Origin of the sequence: Nonomuraea guangzhouensis, from assembly GCF_019396345.1 — a bacterium.
GTDB lineage: Bacteria > Actinomycetota > Actinomycetes > Streptosporangiales > Streptosporangiaceae > Nonomuraea > Nonomuraea guangzhouensis.
In genome coordinates this window covers 144573-162618 of record NZ_JAHKRM010000015.1, presented here as the reverse complement: position 1 = coordinate 162618, position 18046 = coordinate 144573, and the positions used below count along the sequence as shown (strand labels likewise).

Sequence of the window (18046 nt, the reverse complement as noted above, 5' to 3'; positions counted from 1 at the left end):
AGAGATCCCGTTCCTTAACGAATAATGTAGATGGTCGCGAAAAGGCCGATCCAGACGACGTCGACGAAGTGCCAGTAGTAGGACACGACGATCGCGCTGGTGGCCTGCTCATGCGTGAAGCGCTTCGCGGCGTACGTGCGTCCCAGCATGAACAGGAACGCGATCAGGCCACCCGTCACGTGCAGGCCGTGGAAGCCCGTCGTCAGGTAGAACACCGAGGTGAAGGCGTTCGCGGACAGGGTCGCGCCCTCTTTCGCCAGCTCGCCGTACTCGTACAGCTGACCGGCGACGAAGACCGCGCCCATCAGGAAGCTGACGACGTACCAGAAACGGAGCTTGCCGACCTGCCCCTTCTCCGCGGCCCACACGCCCATCTGGCACGTCACACTCGACAGAACCAGGATGATCGTGTTGGCCGTCGCGAACGGGATGTTCAGGTGAGCGCCTTCGGCTTCCACGCCTTGCATGACAAGCGCGGGGCCCCACTCGAGGCCCTTGCCCTCGCTCACCGACCGGATGGTGAAGTACATCGCGAACAGCGCCGCGAAGAACATGAGCTCGGAGGACAGCCAGACGATCGTACCGACGCTGACCAGATTGGGTCTGCGGTACGGCTGTGCTGCCGTCGTCGAAGTTATTGCGGATGCTGTCGCCACGGGCAGCATTATTGCGGCTTCTGTAGCCGGTCCGACGCACGACCCCCCCGTAGCAGGAACAAACATGCCTACAACCCAAGAAAATAGGGACAAAACGACCGCTAGAGACGGCGGCCTGGGTTTGGGGGCCGGGGCACCGGTACGATTCCAGGTGACCATACCGCTTCGACCGATAGCGAGCGCGACCGTGAGCACCGACGACACGATGAGGGTCCTCGTCTACAGCGACGACGCCGCCACCCGTGAAGAGGTACGGCTGGCGATCGGCCGGCGACCCGCCGCCGATGTCCCCTTCGTGGAGATCGTGGAGTGCGCCACCGAGCCCAAAGTGCACCAGTGGCTGGGCTCCGGCGAGATCGACGTGGCCGTCCTCGACGGCGAGACCCAGCCGGCGGGCGGCATGGGCGTCTCGCGCCAGGCCAAGGACGAGGTCTACGACTGCCCTCCCGTCTGCCTGATCATCGCCAGGCGCGACGACCGCTGGCTGGCCGACTGGTCCAAGGCCGACGCCGTGGTCCCGCAGCCGCTGGAGCCCATGGTGCTGGCCGACACCGTCGCCGACCTGATGCGCCGCCGCGCCTCGACCCGACTCAACGCGAAGTAGGTGCCTTCCGTGGATGCCCGGACGACCTGGCCCGCTCTGCTTGCCGCTCTCCTGTCAGGTGAGCATCTGACCGCCGACGAGACGTCCTGGGCGATGCGGGAGATCATGTCCGGCTCCGCGACGCCGGCCCAGATCGCCGGGTTCGCGATCGCGCTGCGGGCCAAGGGCGAGACGGTGGCCGAGGTCGTGGGCCTGGCCCGCACCATGCTGGAGCTGGCCACCCCCCTCCACATCGAGGGCCCGGTCGTCGACGTGGTCGGCACCGGCGGCGACCGTGCCCACACGGTCAACGTCTCGACGATGGCCGCCATCGTGGCCGCCGCCGCGGGCGCCCGCGTGGTCAAGCACGGCAACCGCGCCGCCTCCTCCTCGTGCGGCGCCGCCGACGTCCTGGAGCACCTCGGCATCCACCTCGACCTGACGCCCGAGCAGACGGCCCACGTCGCCCGTGAGGCGGGCATCGCCTTCTGCTTCGCCCCCGTCTACCACCCCGCGCTGCGCTTCGCCGGGCCGCCGCGTAAGGAGATCGGCGTTCCGACGGTCTTCAACTTCCTCGGCCCGCTCACCAACCCGGCCCGCCCCGCGGCCCAGGCCATCGGCGTCTTCGACAAGCGCATGCTGCCGGTCCTGGCGGGCGTCTTCGCCGAGCGCGGCGTCTCCGCCCTGGTCTTCCGCGGCGACGACGGCCTCGATGAGCTGACGATCTCGACGACCTCCACGGTCTGGGTCGTCAAGGACGGTGCCGCCACCCAGACCGTCTTCGACCCCGCCGTCCTGGGCATCCCCCGGGCCGACGCGGACGCCCTCAGGGGCGGCGACGTCGACTTCAACGCCCAGGCGGTCCACGACCTCCTGCGCGGCAAGCCAGGCCCGGTGCGCGACGCCGTGCTGCTCAACGCGGCGGCGGCCCTGGTGGCGCTGGGCGGGCCCGGCGACGACCTCGACGCGGCCATGATCGACGCCTACGCCCGCGCCGCCCGGGCCGTCGACTCCGGCCACGGCTCGGCCACCCTGGACCGCTGGATAGCGACCAGCCGCGCCCTCCGCTCCGCCTGACGGCTTCAGGAGACCCCTGACACCGGCCCGCTCAGGAGACCGCTGGCACCGGCCCGCTCAGCAGGCCGCTTCTTATAGGCCGCTTTATAGGCCGCTTATAGGCCGCGCTCAGCAGGCCGCTGACAGGTCGGCTCGCTCAGCAGGCCGCTGACGACGCCGGCCCGTCCAGGAGGCCGCCACGAGCGCGTACGGGAGCCGTCAGTGGATGAGCATCGTCGGCGCCGCCTTGAGCGAGCTCCACTTGAGCCACTCCTTCCAGCTCTCCTGCCAGTGCCCCCACCCGTTGGTCGGCTCCAGCGGACGGGGTGAGCCCGTGATGATGATCGGATCCCCGATCAGCGTGTTCTTGATGAACCAGGCCGCGTTATCCGGGCTGACGTTCACGCAGCCGTGACTCACGTTCGAGTAGCCCTGCGAGCCGACCGACCACGGCGCGCTGTGAATGTACTCGCCGCTGTTCGAGATGCGTACGGTGTTGTAGACGGTCAGCTGGTAGTAGCCCGGCGATCCAGGCCCGATGCCGGGTGAGGTCATGACGGTCACCGGCTCCCTGGACATGGCCAGGTGGACGCCGGAGGTCGTGTAGTACTTCCAGGCCCCGCCCTGGCCGGCGCTCATCGGCATGGTGCGGATCTTCTTGCCGTCGCGGCGGACCGTCAGCATGTGGACGTCGGTGCTGCCCTTGGTGATCTGCTCACGGCCGATCTTGAAGTTGAAGGCGAAGTCGCGCTTGCCGTACATGCCGTCGGCACCCCGTACGCCGGCCAGATGGGCTTCCAGCCGGACGTTGGTGTGGGCGGGCCAGTACTTCAGCGGCCGGAAGTCCACGTGCCGGTCGTCGAACCAGTGCCAGGCGCCCTCGACCGGCTTCGAGCTGCGGATGGTGAGATTGCGCTCGACCGCCACCCGGTCGGTGATCGGCTGGTCGAACGTGATCATGACCGGCATGCCGACGCCGACCGTCAGGCCGGTGTCGTACCTGTTGGGCGTCACCGTCTCGAGGTCGAAGACCTTGTCCGCCTTGACCGTCGAGAACGTGCTGGTGGTCTCGGCCGTCCTGCCGTCGGCGCCGGCGGCGAGCGTGGTGACCGTGTACGTGGTGCCCGGCTTGGCGATCCGGGTGCTGCGCCAGCTGGTGCCGTCGGCGCTGAGCACGCCCGGCAACTGGCCCGCCTTGCCGCCCTGGATGCGGACGCTCTTGAGCGTGCCGGACTGGGCGGCGACGACGATGGTGTGGTCTGTAGGGATATTTGCGGATTTGTCGAGCGGGTTCACCACTACCGTGGCCCCCGCAGCCGGCGTCGCGGCCGTACTGGCAGTCGCACCCCCGGCGGCGCTCGCCGGGGCGGCTTTTCCGGTAGTGCCGGTCTCGGATCCCGAGCACGACGCCAGCAGAGCCAGGGCCAGCAGTCCGGCCGATCTATGAGCCAAGCGCCCCACGTGCACTCCCCCGTCCGAGATCGCTCCATTCCCCTCACTTGTTACCCTGAGTGAGCGATTCGTCACATCCGCCCCCCGGCAAAGAACAGCAAAAAGCGGGCGCCCCCTCCCAGAAGAGGACACCCGCCGTAAGCCTCGCCGTCAGTGCGAGAAGTTACCCCGGTAGTACTGGAAGACAAATCCGATCATGGCCATGATGATCAGGAATACGCCGATCAGGAACATCCAGAACCCGATCACGAACCCGGCGAACGCGAACGCCGCCGCCAGGCACAGGAACAGCGGCCACCAGCTGCTCGGGCTGAAGAAGCCGACCTCACCGGCACCGTCGCTGATCTCGGCCTGCTTGTTGTCCTCCGGCTGGTCGCCGATGCGCCGCGCCGTGAACATCAGGTAGTAGCCGATCATGAACGCGAAGCCGACCGAGATGGCCATGGCCGTGGTGCCGACCGGCTCTCCGTGACCCTCCTCCGCCTTGGTCCAGAACCAGTAGGCGACGTCGACACCGGCGAAGAACAGGCCGCAGAGCAGGAACAGCCAACCCTGAACCTTCATCAGGCCTCGACCTCCTGGGGCCTCTTGGCGGACACGTGCGGGTAGTGCAGGTCGAACGCGGGACGCTCAGACCGGATCCGCGGCAGCGAGGTGAAGTTGTGCCGCGGCGGCGGGCAGGAGGTCGCCCACTCGAGCGAGTTGCCGTAGCCCCACGGGTCGTCGACCGTGACCTTCTGCCCGCTGCGCGCGGTCTTCCAGACGTTGTAGAAGAACGGCAGCACCGACAGGCCGAGAATGAACGCGCCCACCGACGAGATCATGTTCAGGTCGGTGAAGCCGTCGTCGGGGCTGTAGTCGGCGTAGCGGCGCGGGAAGCCGACGACGCCGAGCCAGTGCTGGATCAGGAACGTCGTATGGAACCCGATGAACAGCAGCCAGAACTGCAGCTTGCCGAGCTTGTCGTCGAGCATCTTGCCGGTGAACTTGGGCCACCAGAAGTAGAAGCCCGCGAACATCGCGAACACCACGGTGCCGAAGACCACGTAGTGGAAGTGGGCCACGACGAAGTAGGTGTCGCTGATCTGGAAGTCGAGCGGCGGCGAGGCCAGGATGACGCCGGTCAGGCCGCCCAGCAGGAAGGTGATGAGGAAGCCGACCGAGAACAGCATCGGCGACTCGAACGAGAGATGTCCTCGCCACATCGTGCCGATCCAGTTGAAGAACTTCACGCCCGTCGGCACCGCGATGAGGAACGTCATGAACGAGAAGAACGGCAGCAACACCTGCCCGGTCGGGAACATGTGGTGCGCCCAGACCGTGATCGACAGACCGGCGATCGAGATCGTCGCGGCCACGAGGCTGATGTAACCGAAGATCGGCTTGCGGCTGAAGACCGGGAAGATCTCACTCACGATGCCGAAGAACGGCAGCGCGATGATGTAGACCTCCGGATGGCCGAAGAACCAGAACAGGTGCTGCCACAGCAGCGCCCCGCCGTTGGCCGCGTCGAAGACGTGGGTGCCCAGCTTGCGGTCGGCCTCCAGGGCCAGCAGCGCGGCGGCCAGCACCGGGAAGGCCATCAGCACGAGCATGCTGGTCAGCAGGATGTTCCAGGTGAAGATCGGCATCCGGAACATGGTCATGCCCGGCGCGCGCATGGTGATGATCGTGGTGATGAAGTTCACCGAGCCGAGGATCGTCCCCAGGCCCGACAGCGCCAGACCCATGATCCACAGGTCACCGCCCATGCCCGGCGAGCTGATCGCGGTCGACAGCGGCGTGTAGGCGAACCAGCCGAAGGAAGCGGCGCCGTTGGGGGTGAAGAAGCCCGACACCGCGATGATGCTGCCGAACAGGTAGAGCCAGTAGCTCACCATGTTCAGGCGCGGGAAGGCCACGTCGGGGGCGCCGATCTGCAGCGGCATCAGCTCGTTGGCGAAGCCGGCGAACAGCGGCGTCGCGAACATCAGCAGCATGATCGTGCCGTGCATGGTGAACAGCTGGTTGAACTGCTCGTTGCTGGTGAACTGCAGGTGCGGCTGCGCCAGCTCGGCTCGCATGATCAGCGCCATGATGCCGCCGATCAGGAAGAAGGCGAACGACGTGATCAGATAGAGGTGACCGATGATCTTGTGGTCGGTGCTGGACATCCACTTCACGATCACCTGGCCCTTGGTGAGGGGCCTCCTGGCGGTCGTCGGGAGTGGCTCTTGGATGGCGGTCACTGGGCACTCCCAGCCTGGGTCGCGATGTACTGGTTCCACTCAGCGTCGGGGACGAGCTTCACCGAGAAGAGCATGCGGCTGTGGTCGACGCCGCACAGCTCGGCGCAGCGGCCCGCATAGACGTTGGGCTTGTTGAGCGTGGTGATCTCGAAGAAGCGGCCCTTGTTGTCCTTGGCCAGCCCCGGGATGACGTCACGCTTGAACAGGAACGCCGGCACCCAGAAGGAGTGGATGACGTCGGGCGACTCCAGCTCGAACTCCACCTTCTTGCCCATGGGCAGCACGAGCTGCGGGCCCGACTTGTAGTCGCTCACGGGCTGGCCCACGACCGGCTTCAGCGTCTTGCCGTTGACCGTCGTGGTGAACCGCCAGCTCCACTGGAACGCCTCCACCTTGACCTTGACGTCAGGGTGGCCGGAGAGCACCTGCAGATCCCGGCTGTCGCGCGCGGTGAAGAAGAAGAAGACCGAGACCATGACCAGCGGGATCAAGGTGTAGAGCATCTCGATCGGCAGGTTGTAACGGACCTGCGGCGGGAGCTCGGCCTTGGCCTTGCGCTTCACATGGAACACGCACGCCCAGATGATCAGGACGATGACCACGGCGCCCGTGGCGAGCGCGGCGATCCAGGCCCCGTTCCAAAGATTCTGGACGATGTCGCCCTGGCTGGTGATGTGCTCGGGAAGCAGCCCCTCAGACCAATTGGCCTTGGGAATGTCATTGGCACATGCCGTAGCGGAGGCCAGCAGCAACGCCAAAGCGGCGGCTCGCGGCACTCTGCGCCGGGTCAACGAACGCCGTGGCGAACGGCGGGTCGGACTCACGGATCGCCTACCCCACAGATGAAGCCCAGGAGTCCTCCTGGGCGGTCGTATGTCTAAAAGCACAGCTGATTGGAGACACATTAGCGTGCAAGAGCCCCGCCCTCCCGCGCGCCCCCTCGATGGTGCACCGCAAGTGGGACGATGGGTCTCGTGGCGTACTTTGACGCGGCCTCGACCGAGCCGCTCCACCCCCAGGCCCGCGAAGCGCTCCTGGCGGCGATCGATGTCGGCTGGGCCGACCCCGCGAGGTTGTACGGCCAGGCCCGCCGCGCGCACCTGCTGCTGGAACAGGCCCGTACGGAGGTGGCCGAGGCGCTCGGCGCGCGTCCTGACGAGGTGTCGTTCACCTCTTCGGGCACGCAGGCGGTGCATCTCGGCGTGCTCGGCACCCTACACGGCAGACGGCGGGCCGGACGGCACCTGGTGACGAGCGCGGTCGAGCACTCCAGCGTGCTGCACGCCGCCAGCCTGCACGAACGCGGCGGCGGTACGGTGGAGATCGTGGGGGTGGATCTGCGCGGACGCGTCAACCCGGCCGCCTTCAAGGCCGCCGTGTCCAGGCCCGATACGGGTCTGGCCTGCCTGCAGACGGCCAACCACGAGGTCGGCACGCTCCAGCCGGTGGACGAGGTGGCCGCCGCCTGCCGGGAGCACGGCGTCCCGCTGCTGGTCGACGCCGCCCAGACGGCCGGCCGGCTGCCGATCCCGCAGGGCTGGTCGGTCCTGACCGCGAGTGCCCACAAATGGGGCGGTCCCGCCGGGGTGGGTGTGCTGGCGGTGCGCAAGGGCACGCGGTTCCGGTCGTTCCTGCCGGAGGACGAGCGGGAGCGGCGCCGGGTCCCCGGGTTCGAGAACGTGCCGGCCATCGTCGCGGCCGCGGCCGCCCTGCGCGCGACGACCGCCGAGGCGGCGCGGGAAGGCGCCCGGCTCTCCGCGCTCGTCGACAAGATCAGGCGGACCGTGCCGGAGATCGTGCCCGACGTGGAGGTGATCGGCGACCCCGTCGAGCGGGCGCCCCACATCGTGACCTTCTCCTGTCTGTACGTCGACGGGGAGGTGCTGCTCACCGAACTGGACAAAGCCGGATTCGCGGTATCGTCCGGGAGTTCATGCACCGCTAGTACGCTTCGTCCATCGCACGTCCTGGAAGCGATGGGCGTGCTCACGCATGGGAATGTCCGGGTGTCACTGCCCAGGGGCGCTTCCGCGGCCGAGGTCGACAGATTCCTGGCCGTGCTGCCCGATGTGGTGCACCGAATCCGGCAGGACGCAGGAGTCGCATGACCGAGGTCATTCAGCCGTCATTGACGATCGACGCACTCGGGAAGAAGTGCCCGATTCCGATCATCATGCTCGCCGAGCAGATCAACTATGTCCCGCTCAACGCCGTGATCGCCGTCCTGGCCGACGATCCGGCCGCGTTCACGGACGTGCCGGCGTGGTGCCGCCTGAAGTCCCACCGCCACGTGGGCTCCTACGAGCTGCCGCAGGGCGGCTGGTCCATTCACGTACGCCGCAATTACTGACATTCGGTACGTACGTTAAAAAATCTGCGTAAACCCCATCAAACGGGCAATAACCCCTCGGAGCCAGATCGCCGACTTCCGGGGGGAAGAGACATGACGGATGGACACCCGCACGCGACCGCCCGCGACCTGATGAGCGAGGGCGCGGACTGCATTCCCGCGCACGAGACGCTCGACCGGGCCGCGGAGATGATGCGCGACAGCCACGTGGGAGCACTGCCGGTCTGCGTCGACGACCGCGTGACCGGGATCATCACCGACCGCGACATCGTGATCAAATGCGTGGCCGAAGGACGTGACCCGGCCCACATGCGGGCCGGCGACCTGGTGGTCGGGCTGGTCTGGGTGCCGGTCGACGCCACGGTCGAGGAGGCGCTCCAGCGCATGGAGCAGCACCAGATCAAGCGGCTGCCGGTGATGGACGGCAAGCGGATCGTGGGCATGATCTCCGAGGCCGACCTGGCCAAGCACCTGCCCGACGACCAGCTGGCAGAGTTCGTGCACCGCGTCTACGGGGGCGCCTGACCGTCCGGCCGGGAAAAGCACCGCCCCGCCGCACTCATCGTGCGGCGGGGCGGCTCGGAATGCTGTGCGTCAGGCGTGGTGGCAGTGCACGAGGCCCGCGATCTCCTCGGCGGCTCCGGCCCCGTAGGCGGCGCCGAACCGCTCGATGAAGGCCTTCTGTCCCAGCTCGTACTCCTGCCCGCCGACCCGCTCCAGGACGTGCGTGGCGGTCAGGTTGCCGAGCTGGCCGCAGCGCTCCAGCGACAGGTCCCATGCCAGACCGGACAGGAAGCCGGCCCGGAAGGCGTCGCCGACGCCGGTCGGGTCGGCCTTGCCCATCTCCGGCGCGGGCGCGACCTGGATGGACGGCTCGCCGGCGCGGTCGATGACGGCGCCCTTGGGGCCGAGCGTGGTGACGCGGACGCCCACCCGGTCCAGGATCTCGGCGTCGGACCAGCCGGTCTTCTGCTCGATGAGCCCCTTCTCGTAGTCGTTCGAGAACAGGTAGGCGGCGCCGTCGACGAGGTCGCGGATCTGCTCGTCGGCCATGCGCGCGAGCTGCTGCGAGGGGTCGGCGGCGAACGGGATGCCGCGCTGGCGGCACTCGTCGGTGTGACGCAGCATGGCGTCGGGGTCGTTCGGGCTGATCAGCACCAGGTCGAGCCCGCCCACGCGGTCGGAGACGGGCCGCAGCTCGATGAGCCGCGCCTCTGCCATCGCGCCGGTGTAGAACGAGGCGATCTGGTTGTGGTGCTCGTCCGTGGTGCACAGGAAGCGAGCCGTGTGGTGGTTCTCGGAGACGTGCACGGAGTCGCAGTCCACACCGTGGCGCTCCAGCCACGAGCGGTAGTCGGCGAAGTCCGAGCCGACCGCGCCCACGAGGATCGGGGTGAGCCCCAGGCACCCCATGCCGAAGGCGATGTTCGCCGCGCACCCACCGCGGCGGATCTGCAGGTCGTCGACCAAGAACGAGAGTGACACCCGATCAAGCTGCTCGGCGATGAGTTGTTCGCCGAAGCTTCCTGGGAAGGTCATCAGGTGGTCGGTCGCGATGGAGCCGGTGACGGCGATGCGCACGGGATTCTTCTTCCTCGTTGTCAGCAAGCCAATAAGCCCAAACGAGGATACGCGAGGACGGACCGCGAAGGTCCCGCGCGCACGAATGCGAGCGGGACCTCACCCACTCCGACTAGTTCGAAGAACTAGTTGAAGGAGTCGCCACAGGCACAGGAGCCGGTGGCGTTGGGGTTGTCGATGGTGAAGCCCTGCTTCTCGATCGTGTCGACGAAGTCGATGGAGGCGCCCAGCAGGTAGGGGGCGCTCATCCGGTCGGTGACCACGCTGACGCCGCCGAAGTCGGTAACGACGTCACCGTCCATCGAACGGTCATCGAAGAAGAGCTGGTAACGGAGACCGGAGCAACCACCCGGCTGCACGGCCACGCGCAGCTGCAAGCCCTCTTCGCCCTGCTGCTCGAGCAGAGCCTTGACCTTGGCGGCGGCCGCGTCAGTCAGGATCAGGCCCTGCGTCGTGGTCTCGTTGCTCTCAACCGTCATCTGCTGACTCCCTAACCCGGCTGTCTGTTTACGACGTCCTACTAAGACGCTACCAACACATCCCCCGTGCTACACATTCCCAGCCCTCCGGACCCCTGGAATAAGCGCTCCGCCCCATATGTCATGATGAGTATCGTCAGTTCGACGATAAGGGGGTATGGCCATGGCCACCCAGACTGGGCTGCCGCTCTTCGTTCTCGGCCGGGACGCCGATCCACACAGCGAGAAGGGGGTCGACTGTCCTGGTGAGCTGCCGCCCGCCTCCGATCCGGACCTGGTGGAGCGGGCGCGCAAGGCGAAGGAGGCGCTCGGTGACCGGCTGTTCGTGCTGGGCCACCATTACCAGCGTGACGAGGTCATCCAGTTCGCCGATGTCACCGGCGACTCCTTCAAACTGGCGCGGCAGGCCGCGGCCCGGCCGGAGGCGGAGTTCATCGTCTTCTGCGGCGTGCACTTCATGGCCGAGTCCGCCGACATCCTGACCGCTGAGACGCAGAAGGTGATCCTGCCCGACCTGGCGGCGGGCTGCTCGATGGCGGACATGGCCACCTTCGACCAGGTCGAGGAGTGCTGGGAGTCCCTGGAGGACGCCGGTCTCGCCGATCAGGTGATTCCCGTCACGTACATGAACTCCAGCGCCGACATCAAGGCGTTCTGCGGCCGCAACGGCGGCGCGGTCTGCACCTCCTCCAACGCCAAGCGGGCCCTGGACTGGGCCTTCGAGCGGGGCGAGTTCAAGCGAGGGGAGAAGGTGCTGTTCCTGCCCGACCAGCACCTCGGCCGCAACACCGCGGTGCTGGAGATGGGCATGTCCCTGGACGACTGCGTCGTCTGGAACCCCCACCGCCCCAACGGCGGCCTCACCCAGGAGCAGCTCGACCGCGCGCGGATGATCCTGTGGAAGGGTCACTGCTCGGTGCACGGCCGTTTCACGGCCGAGTCCGTCGATGACGTACGGCGGCGCATCCCGGGCGTCAACGTGCTCGTCCACCCCGAGTGCAAGCACGAGGTGGTGCTCAAGGCGGACCACGTCGGCTCGACCGAGCACATCATCAAGATGCTGGAGGCGGCCCCCGCGGGTTCGAGCTGGGCGATCGGCACCGAGCTGAACCTGGTCAAGCGGCTGGCCGTGATGTTCCCCGACAAGAACGTCTCGTTCCTCGACAAGACGGTCTGCTACTGCTCGACCATGAACCGGATCGACCTGCCGCACCTGGTGTGGGCGCTGGAGTCGCTGGCGCTCGGGGAGGTCGTCAACCAGATCACGGTCGACGACGACACCGCCCACTGGGCCAGGGTCGCCCTCGACCGCATGCTGGCCCTCCCCTAGTCACCGAAGGCGTAGACGACCCGGACACCGATCGACAAGGTCTGGTGTCCGGGGCTGATCGACGCCTTCTCCTCCGCCGCGAGCGTGGCGAACGCCAGCGGCTGCGGCCCGCCCCTCGGCTCCTCGGTCACCGAGACGACCTGGCCCAGCGGGCGTCCGGCCAGTTCGGCGTACTGGGCGGCCTTGGCGGCGGCGTCGCGGAACGCCCGTACCCTCGCCTCCACCAGCACCTCGGCGGGGTCGGACAGCTCGAACGAGACGCCGTTCAGCCGCGCCTCCTCCCCCACCGCCGCCACAATGTCGATCACCTTGTCGGCCCGCGACAGGTCGCGGACCAGCGCCTCGACGCCCTGCGCGGCCCTGTAGGCGGCCACCTTGGGGTAGACCTCGTACTCGGGGCCGAGGGACAGCTCGCTGGTACGCAGGTCTTCAGGGGCGATACCGGCCCCCTTCAGCGCTTCCGTGAGCCGGGCGGCGGCGGTCCGGACGGCCGCGAAGGCTTCGGCGGCCGAGGTCTTGCGTACCTCGACGCCCGTGTTCAGTCGCATGACGTCGGGCGCGGCCGAGACCGCGCCCTCGCCGGCGACGGCGATCTGCTCGTGCTCCGTTTCCACGCGTACCCCCTTGGGTCCGTCGGATCGGCAGGTCCGTTCAGGGTGTCCCGCGGCTGAAGCGCAGGCCCATGTCATCGAACTCGGCCCGCTTGGCCGCGGTGGCCAGCACTCTGCTGATCTGCCCCTTCAGATCGATGACAACCGCCTCGTAACCGGCGCCCTTGGCCCGCCACACGGCCAGGTGCTGGTCATCCCACCAGCCGATGAGCCGGTTGGAGGCGAAGGGGATGGTGACGGGCGTGCCGCCGCCGGTCGTGGACCTGGCGCAGAGCGTGTCACCCGCCGGGGCGCAGTGCGACAGGAACAGCCCGCCCGACGGGGAGACGTCGTCGCCCTCCACCCAGACGGGCGAACCCGCGCTGGTCAGCGTACGCAGCGCCGTGCCGTCCAGGTCGTAGAACTTCATCCGGCCGCCCACCCATGTGCCGACGGCCTGCCCGTCGGCGTCCCAGAAGAAGCGCCACTCGCCCGCGCCCTTCTCCTTCACCTCGTAGGCCTTGCCGGTGCCCCGCTCGACGTCGATGACGCCGTAGCCGTACTCGACGCTCTTGCCGCCCGTGTCCTTGAAGAGCGTCACCAGGCCGAGCTTGCCGTCCGGCGACCAGCGCGGCGTCGTCGGGAACACCGGCTTGACGCTGAGCTTCACCGTGCGCCTGGCGCCGGTCCGGTGGTCGATGATCGACACGAGGCCGTAGCCGTCGCTGCTGTAGTCGACGTCGGTGGCGAGCGCGCGGGTGCCGTCGGCGGCCAGCGCGTACTCGAAGTAGCGGCTGTTGAGCGTGAAGTCGTCGGAGGCGGCCCGCCTGACGTAGACGCGCTTGCCGCTGTCCAGGCTGTAGGCGGCCAGTTTGATCGGGTCGGAGCCGTTCTCGCGGATCTCGACGGAACTGCCGGGCAGCGCGATCGTCCGGGTGCTCTGGTTCGTGCTGGGCGTGGGGGTGGGCGTCGGGGTCGGGGTCGGCGTCGGTGGGTTATCCGTGTTGTTCGTGTTGTTCGTGTTGTCGGGCGTCGGCGAGGAGGTGGAGATCGGGTCGGGCAGGGAGACGAGCCGTACCGCGACGATGGTGCCGACTGTGGCCAGCGCGAGCGTGCAGGCGACCGCCGTGGCGACGATCCACCCGGTGCCCCGCCTGCCGCCTGGCCGGGTGGGCGGTAGCGGGAGTTGCTGCTGGTAGAACGGGGACGGCGGAGGCTGCTGGTACGTCTGGCGCACCGGCCCCACCGGCCCCACCGGCCCCGAACCCCCCGGAGGCCCGTACGCCTGCGGAGGCACGGAGCCCGGCGACGGTGCCCAGCCAGGCGGAGGGGTGGAGCCCTGCGGAGACACGGAACCGTGGGCCGCCCCGGAGCCCTGCGGAGGGGTCCAGTTCGGCGGAGGCGCGGAGCCCAGCTCCGGCGCGGGATGCCCCGACGGGACGGGGCCCGAGGTCACCGGCGGGACCGGACCCGAGGCGGCCACGGCCGTGCCCTGGTGCAGGAGGCCGGGTGCGGCGCCGCCGGGCCCGTGGCCGAGCAGCCGCATCAGCGCCTGGCTCGCCGTCAGCCGCCGCGCCGGATCCTTGGCCAGGCAGTCCGTCACCAGCGAGCGCAGCGCCGGATCCTCGACCGGCGTCACGTCGGCATCGTTGTGGATGATCCGGTTGACCACCGCGGCCAGACTGTCCTGCCCGAACGGCGGCTGCCCCGAAGCGGCGAACAGCAGCGTGCACGCCCACGCGAACATGTCCGACTGAGGCCCGGGAGCCGCGTCCGTGAGCTGTTCGGGCGCCATGAACGACGGCGTCCCGATGGCGGCGGCCGTCAACGACGAGGTCAGGTCGAGCGCCCTGGCGATGCCGAAGTCGATCACCCGGGGGCCGTCGGAGGCCAGCACCACGTTCGACGGCTTGAAGTCGCGGTGCACGATGCCCGCCTGATGGATGGCGACGAGCGCGGTGACCGTACCGATGGCCAGCCGGTGCAGCGACGTCCCCGAGCGCGGCCCGTCCGTGCGCACCACCTCGTCGAGCGTCGGCCCGTCGATGTACTCGCTGACGATGTACGGCAGACGGCCGAACAGTCCTGTCTCGATGACCTGGGCGGTGCAGAAGGGTGCGACCCGCCGCGCCATCGCCACCTCGCGGACGAACCGCTCCGACGCCTCGTGGTCCCCCGCCAGGTCCGCGCGGAGTAACTTCACCGCGACGCGCGCGCCGTTGGCGGCGGTCGCCAGGTAGACGGTCCCCTGCCCGCCCTCGCCCAGCCGCCCCGACAAGGTGTACTCCCCCACCGACGCGGGATCCCCTGGCCGAAGGGCCGCGAGGTCCGGCATTGTGCAACTCCCATATATGGCGTCTTTTCCGCCATTCTGGTGGGTTGCGGCGCTCCCCGTCAGCCCATCAGCGCACGCACCTCCTGAAACACCTCGCCCAGCAACCCGAGCGGTTGAGCACCCACCAACGATCGGCCTTCCCTGCCGACTCCACCCCTGGCTGCCAGGACGCGCAGCCGGGCGCCACGGCCCGGCCTGCTCCCGGTTCCGGCCGGCCCGCCCCTGGCTTCCGGCCGCCAGGCCGTTCGCCGGCTGCCCAATCGACCGCCTGGCCGACTGCCCAGGCCCTGCCCTCGACCGGGCCGAGCTCGGAAAGAGCGATGGGTGGCCTGCCGGTTCAGGGAGCCGGGCGGTGGCCATACGGCCGATCCGGGTGATCGGCCCTGTCGGGCGACCAGCCCTGCCAGGTGGACAGCCGGTCAGGAGGATGGCGGCCAAGTGGGCTGACGATGGCGGTCGCATGGCACCCGGACAGATTGCCCGGCGGCCGGGCGGCTAGCCAGGGGAGCCGGGTTCGCGATCGCGGCGCAGGCGGCGGACGGCGTCGGCGATCGGGGCGGTGGCGGCGAGGTGGATTCGGCGGGCCGAGGCGGTCAGGTGGACGAGGTCGGCGTTCAGCTCGGCGGCCAGCCGCTTCTGGATGCGTGCCCTCCCGCGCGAGCTGATCACCGTCACAGGCACGTCGGGGAAGGCGTGCCGGGCTCTGACGCGGCGCAGGTCGGCGGCCATGTCGTGGCGGGCGAGCCACTCCCCCACCGCCGCGGCGAGCACCCGCCCGGTACGGTACGCGCGCCCGTGGTCCGGCAAGCCCCTGACCAGCCGATGGACGGCCGGCCCCGCCAGCAGGGCGAGCGCGGTCGCCCCCCACGCGCCGCCCAGCGCGGGCAGCCACGGGCCGACCGCCTTGCCGAACGACGAGGCGCGCCGGCGGCGGTCGTCGCGGCTCGGGTCGACGAGCACCAGCCGGGACACGCACATCGGATGCAGCCGGACGAACGCCTCCGCGTGCCAGGCGGCCACCGAGTGGGCGACCACGATGACCTGTCCGGGATGGGCGGGGGCCAGGGCGGCCAGGCGGGCGGCCTCGCCGTACAGAGTGGGCGGGGCCGGCGAGGCGGGGCTGCGGCCCAGACCGGGCCGGTCGAAGCGGACCACCTGATGGCTACGCGCCAGCTCGGCGGCCACCCGATCCCAGTGGAACCACGCGCCGCCCAGCCCCGCGCTGATGAGCACCACCGGCCCCTCCCCCTGAACGACCACGTGCGCCCCCGAACCCCCCGGGAACAGAACACCCGAAACCGGGCCGCCGTCGACCGGGTCATCGGCCACCAGCAGCCGGAGTGCGACGTACACGAGCCACATCGCTGTGAGCGTCGCCTGCGCCCGCTGCGCCACCCCCGCCAGGTAACCGCCCGCGATGGCCGCCAGTGTCAGCGCGGTGACGCCGAGGGTGGCGCCGGTGATGAGCCAGGCGCCGTACGCGTTCCAGCACCGGCTCAGCAGGGCCATCGCGGCCAGCAAGGCGACCGTGGCCAGGACGCCGGTCACCGTGTGGACGTGGTGGGAGAGGGACAGCGGGGTGAGCTCGCAGACCGGATCGCCCAGTGCGGCGCAGTCGAGCGGGAACAGCCCGCCGCCGATCACGAGGACGCCGAACGCCGCCAGCGCGAGCCAGCCGGACCACTCGCGCCGCACCCGGTACGTCACCGCCACGCCGAGCACGATCGCCAGGCCCGACAGCACGTCGCTGGTCCTGAACAGGCGCGTAGACGGCTGGTCGCGCGCCGCCAACTCGCCGACCAGGCCGTCGGTCCTGTCGACCAGCGGGCTGGTGAACTGACCGGGCATCCACGCGCTGTACAGCACGGCCGCCACGACGAACGCGGTGGCCGCGAGCACCAGCAGTCTTCGCTCCACGTGATCATTAGATCACCCGGTGCGATCAGAGCCCGGGGGCGCTCCATACCGGGAACCAGCGGCTGAGGTCCTGTTCCAACGGCAGCTCGCCTTCCAGGGCGCCCCTTGCCTGGAGTTCCAGCGCGTTGTCGCGGTGCTGGCCGGACAGGGGCGCGAAGGGGTAGAACGTGCCTCGTTTGTACAGGTAGACGATCGCCAGCCGCCGGCCGTCGGGGTCGGTGAACGACACCAGCGAGCAGAGCAGCGAGGGGCCGAACCCGGCGCCCTCCATGGTGGAATTGACCGCGTGGAGCTCGGTGACCAGGTCACTGATGTCGTCGGGCGAACGGCGTACCAGGAGCCAGGTGTAGCCGTAGCTGTCGGACGACTTGTCGACGCGGTCGCCGAGGAGTTCGTGCACGTCGCGTTCGAGCGTGGCGAACGCGCCGCCCTCCGCCGCGCGGAAGCACACCGAGCCGAGACCGGTGGGGACGAGACCGGTGGCGGCCTGCAGCGTCACCGCCGCGGACGGCAGCGCGAACAGCGCGTCGAGGTTGGGTTGTACCGGCTTCGACCGGCCTAGCAGGGTGTCGAGCCAGCCCATGCGGTTTTAGCCCCTTCCGAGCTGGGCGGAGATCCTGGCCAGTTGCTCCAGGCGGCGCTCCAGCGGTGGGTGGGTGGAGAACAGATTGGCGATGGAGGTGCCCTTGGCCAGCGCGGGGGCGAAGTAGAAGGCGTTGAACGGCGCCGCCTCGCGCAGGTCGCGGTTGGGGATCCTGGCCATGTCGCCGGTGACCTTGGTCAACGCGCTGGCCAGGGCCGAGGGCCGCTGGGTGAGCAGCGCGCCGGCCCGGTCCGCGGCCAGTTCGCGGTAGCGCGACAGGGCGCGGGTGAGCAGGAAGCTGATCGCGTACACGACGATCGAGACCAGCATGACGATCAGCCCGATCGGCACGCCGCCGTTGTTGTCGCGGCTGCGGCCCAGCCCGGTGTACAGGGCGAACCTGGTCATCAACCCGGCGACGATGCCGAGGAACGAGGCGATCGTCATGACCGCGACGTCGCGGTGGGCGACGTGCGACAGCTCGTGTGCCAGCACGCCCTCCAGCTCCTGGGGCTCCAGACGGCGCAGGATGCCGGTCGTCACGCAGAGGACGGAGTTCTGCTGGTTGCGGCCGGTGGCGAAGGCGTTGGGGACATCGGAATCCGCTATCGCCACCCGCGGCTTGGGCATGTCGGCCATCGCGCACAGCCGGTCGACCATGCCGTGCAGCTCGGGAGCCTCTTGCGGTGAGACCTCGCGACCGTGCATCGCGAACAGCGCGATGCGATCGGACAGGAAGTACTGCACGAGCAGCAGGCCCCCGGCGAACACCAGCACGACCAGAGCCTGTACGCCCACGGCGATGAGGATGCCCATGAAGGCCACGTAGAGTAGCCCGAGCAGGAACATCGTCACGACCATGCGGCTGGTCAGGCCGCGGTCGGGCGCGAACCGCGTGCTGCTCAC

Annotated in this window: 18 protein-coding genes; 6 read left to right on the top strand and 12 right to left on the bottom strand. The window is 69.0% G+C overall.

Annotated elements, in window-relative coordinates:
- Positions 1-14: 14 nt before the first annotated feature.
- Positions 15-665, bottom strand: coding sequence for an aa3-type cytochrome oxidase subunit III (gene ctaE, locus KME78_RS30090; RefSeq protein ID WP_219532765.1), 651 nt, complete (start codon positions 663-665; stop codon positions 15-17).
- A gap of 196 nt (positions 666-861) precedes the next feature.
- Between ctaE and KME78_RS30085 the strand changes: the two genes are divergently transcribed.
- Both KME78_RS30085 and trpD read left to right on the top strand, forming a co-directional pair.
- Complete coding sequence (locus tag KME78_RS30085) at positions 862-1260, top strand: hypothetical protein (protein WP_214638065.1); 399 nt, start codon at positions 862-864, stop codon at positions 1258-1260.
- Between the two features lie 9 nt (positions 1261-1269).
- Positions 1270-2316, top strand: a complete 1047-nt coding sequence (gene trpD / locus KME78_RS30080; protein WP_219532764.1) for an anthranilate phosphoribosyltransferase — start codon at positions 1270-1272, stop codon at positions 2314-2316.
- Between the two features lie 198 nt (positions 2317-2514).
- On the opposite strand, the gene KME78_RS30075 is transcribed toward trpD, so the two are convergent.
- The 4 genes from KME78_RS30075 to ctaC all read right to left on the bottom strand — a co-directional run bounded on the left by KME78_RS30075 (position 2515) and on the right by ctaC (position 6766).
- Positions 2515-3756, bottom strand: coding sequence for a L,D-transpeptidase (locus KME78_RS30075; RefSeq protein ID WP_219532763.1), 1242 nt, complete (start codon positions 3754-3756; stop codon positions 2515-2517).
- Positions 3757-3897: 141 nt separating this feature from the next.
- Positions 3898-4311 (bottom strand): cytochrome c oxidase subunit 4, encoded by a 414-nt coding sequence (locus tag KME78_RS30070; protein ID WP_219532762.1) that lies wholly within the window; start codon positions 4309-4311, stop codon positions 3898-3900.
- The gene (gene ctaD, locus KME78_RS30065; protein ID WP_372454974.1) at positions 4311-5900 is read right to left on the bottom strand and encodes an aa3-type cytochrome oxidase subunit I; all 1590 of its coding nucleotides are present in this window, start codon (positions 5898-5900) and stop codon (positions 4311-4313) included. The genes KME78_RS30070 and ctaD overlap by 1 nt, the downstream gene beginning before the upstream one ends.
- A gap of 71 nt (positions 5901-5971) precedes the next feature.
- Positions 5972-6766, bottom strand: a complete 795-nt coding sequence (gene ctaC, locus KME78_RS30060) for an aa3-type cytochrome oxidase subunit II (protein WP_246652076.1) — start codon at positions 6764-6766, stop codon at positions 5972-5974.
- A 174-nt stretch (positions 6767-6940) separates the two neighbouring features.
- Here ctaC and KME78_RS30055 point away from each other — a divergent pair, with 174 nt between their 5' ends.
- The 3 genes from KME78_RS30055 (at position 6941) to KME78_RS30045 (ending at position 8850) form a co-directional block, all read left to right on the top strand.
- A complete protein-coding gene (locus tag KME78_RS30055) occupies positions 6941-8083 on the top strand; it encodes a cysteine desulfurase family protein (RefSeq protein ID WP_219532759.1) in 1143 nt (380 codons plus the stop codon).
- Entirely contained in the window at positions 8080-8325 is a 246-nt protein-coding gene (locus tag KME78_RS30050; protein ID WP_214637838.1) for a sulfurtransferase TusA family protein, read from the top strand. The genes KME78_RS30055 and KME78_RS30050 overlap by 4 nt, the downstream gene beginning before the upstream one ends.
- Positions 8326-8418: 93 nt before the next feature.
- Complete coding sequence (locus KME78_RS30045) at positions 8419-8850, top strand: CBS domain-containing protein (RefSeq protein WP_219532758.1); 432 nt, start codon at positions 8419-8421, stop codon at positions 8848-8850.
- A gap of 69 nt (positions 8851-8919) precedes the next feature.
- On the opposite strand, the gene KME78_RS30040 is transcribed toward KME78_RS30045, so the two are convergent.
- The gene (locus KME78_RS30040) at positions 8920-9906 is read right to left on the bottom strand and encodes a carbohydrate kinase family protein (RefSeq protein ID WP_219532757.1); all 987 of its coding nucleotides are present in this window, start codon (positions 9904-9906) and stop codon (positions 8920-8922) included.
- 125 nt (positions 9907-10031) lie between these two features.
- Positions 10032-10385, bottom strand: a complete 354-nt coding sequence (gene erpA / locus KME78_RS30035; RefSeq protein WP_219532756.1) for an iron-sulfur cluster insertion protein ErpA — start codon at positions 10383-10385, stop codon at positions 10032-10034.
- Between the two features lie 157 nt (positions 10386-10542).
- Here erpA and nadA point away from each other — a divergent pair, with 157 nt between their 5' ends.
- Entirely contained in the window at positions 10543-11715 is a 1173-nt protein-coding gene (gene nadA, locus KME78_RS30030) for a quinolinate synthase NadA (protein WP_219532755.1), read from the top strand.
- Here the strand turns inward: nadA and KME78_RS30025 are convergent.
- From KME78_RS30025 to htpX, 5 genes are all read right to left on the bottom strand, one after another.
- The gene (locus KME78_RS30025) at positions 11712-12329 is read right to left on the bottom strand and encodes an SIMPL domain-containing protein (protein WP_308127188.1); all 618 of its coding nucleotides are present in this window, start codon (positions 12327-12329) and stop codon (positions 11712-11714) included. The two genes, nadA and KME78_RS30025, sit on opposite strands and share 4 nt — an antisense overlap.
- A gap of 37 nt (positions 12330-12366) precedes the next feature.
- Positions 12367-14640 carry a serine/threonine-protein kinase gene (locus KME78_RS30020; RefSeq protein ID WP_219532753.1) on the bottom strand — a complete coding sequence of 758 codons (2274 nt, stop codon included), beginning with the start codon at positions 14638-14640 and terminating at the stop codon, positions 12367-12369.
- A gap of 495 nt (positions 14641-15135) precedes the next feature.
- A complete protein-coding gene (locus KME78_RS30015) occupies positions 15136-16557 on the bottom strand; it encodes an alpha/beta fold hydrolase (protein ID WP_219532752.1) in 1422 nt (473 codons plus the stop codon).
- Between the two features lie 25 nt (positions 16558-16582).
- Positions 16583-17140 (bottom strand): PspA-associated protein PspAB, encoded by a 558-nt coding sequence (gene pspAB / locus KME78_RS30010; RefSeq protein WP_219532751.1) that lies wholly within the window; start codon positions 17138-17140, stop codon positions 16583-16585.
- Between the two features lie 6 nt (positions 17141-17146).
- On the bottom strand, positions 17147-18046 hold the full coding sequence (gene htpX / locus KME78_RS30005) for a zinc metalloprotease HtpX (RefSeq protein WP_219532750.1): 900 nt from the start codon (positions 18044-18046) through the stop codon (positions 17147-17149).

Bases quoted from the DNA above. Each gene is read 5' to 3' on its own strand.
- ctaE (WP_219532765.1), bottom strand. From the start codon at position 665: ATGCTGCCCGTGGCGACAGCATCCGCAATAACTTCGACGACGGCAGCA.
- KME78_RS30085 (WP_214638065.1), top strand. From the start codon at position 862: ATGAGGGTCCTCGTCTACAGCGACGACGCCGCCACCCGTGAAGAGGTA.
- KME78_RS30070 (WP_219532762.1), bottom strand. From the start codon at position 4,311: ATGAAGGTTCAGGGTTGGCTGTTCCTGCTCTGCGGCCTGTTCTTCGCC.
- ctaD (WP_372454974.1), bottom strand. From the start codon at position 5,900: ATGTCCAGCACCGACCACAAGATCATCGGTCACCTCTATCTGATCACG.
- KME78_RS30055 (WP_219532759.1), top strand. From the start codon at position 6,941: ATGGGTCTCGTGGCGTACTTTGACGCGGCCTCGACCGAGCCGCTCCAC.
- KME78_RS30050 (WP_214637838.1), top strand. From the start codon at position 8,080: ATGACCGAGGTCATTCAGCCGTCATTGACGATCGACGCACTCGGGAAG.
- KME78_RS30045 (WP_219532758.1), top strand. From the start codon at position 8,419: ATGACGGATGGACACCCGCACGCGACCGCCCGCGACCTGATGAGCGAG.
- erpA (WP_219532756.1), bottom strand. From the start codon at position 10,385: ATGACGGTTGAGAGCAACGAGACCACGACGCAGGGCCTGATCCTGACT.
- nadA (WP_219532755.1), top strand. From the start codon at position 10,543: ATGGCCATGGCCACCCAGACTGGGCTGCCGCTCTTCGTTCTCGGCCGG.
- KME78_RS30020 (WP_219532753.1), bottom strand. From the start codon at position 14,640: ATGCCGGACCTCGCGGCCCTTCGGCCAGGGGATCCCGCGTCGGTGGGG.
- pspAB (WP_219532751.1), bottom strand. From the start codon at position 17,140: ATGGGCTGGCTCGACACCCTGCTAGGCCGGTCGAAGCCGGTACAACCC.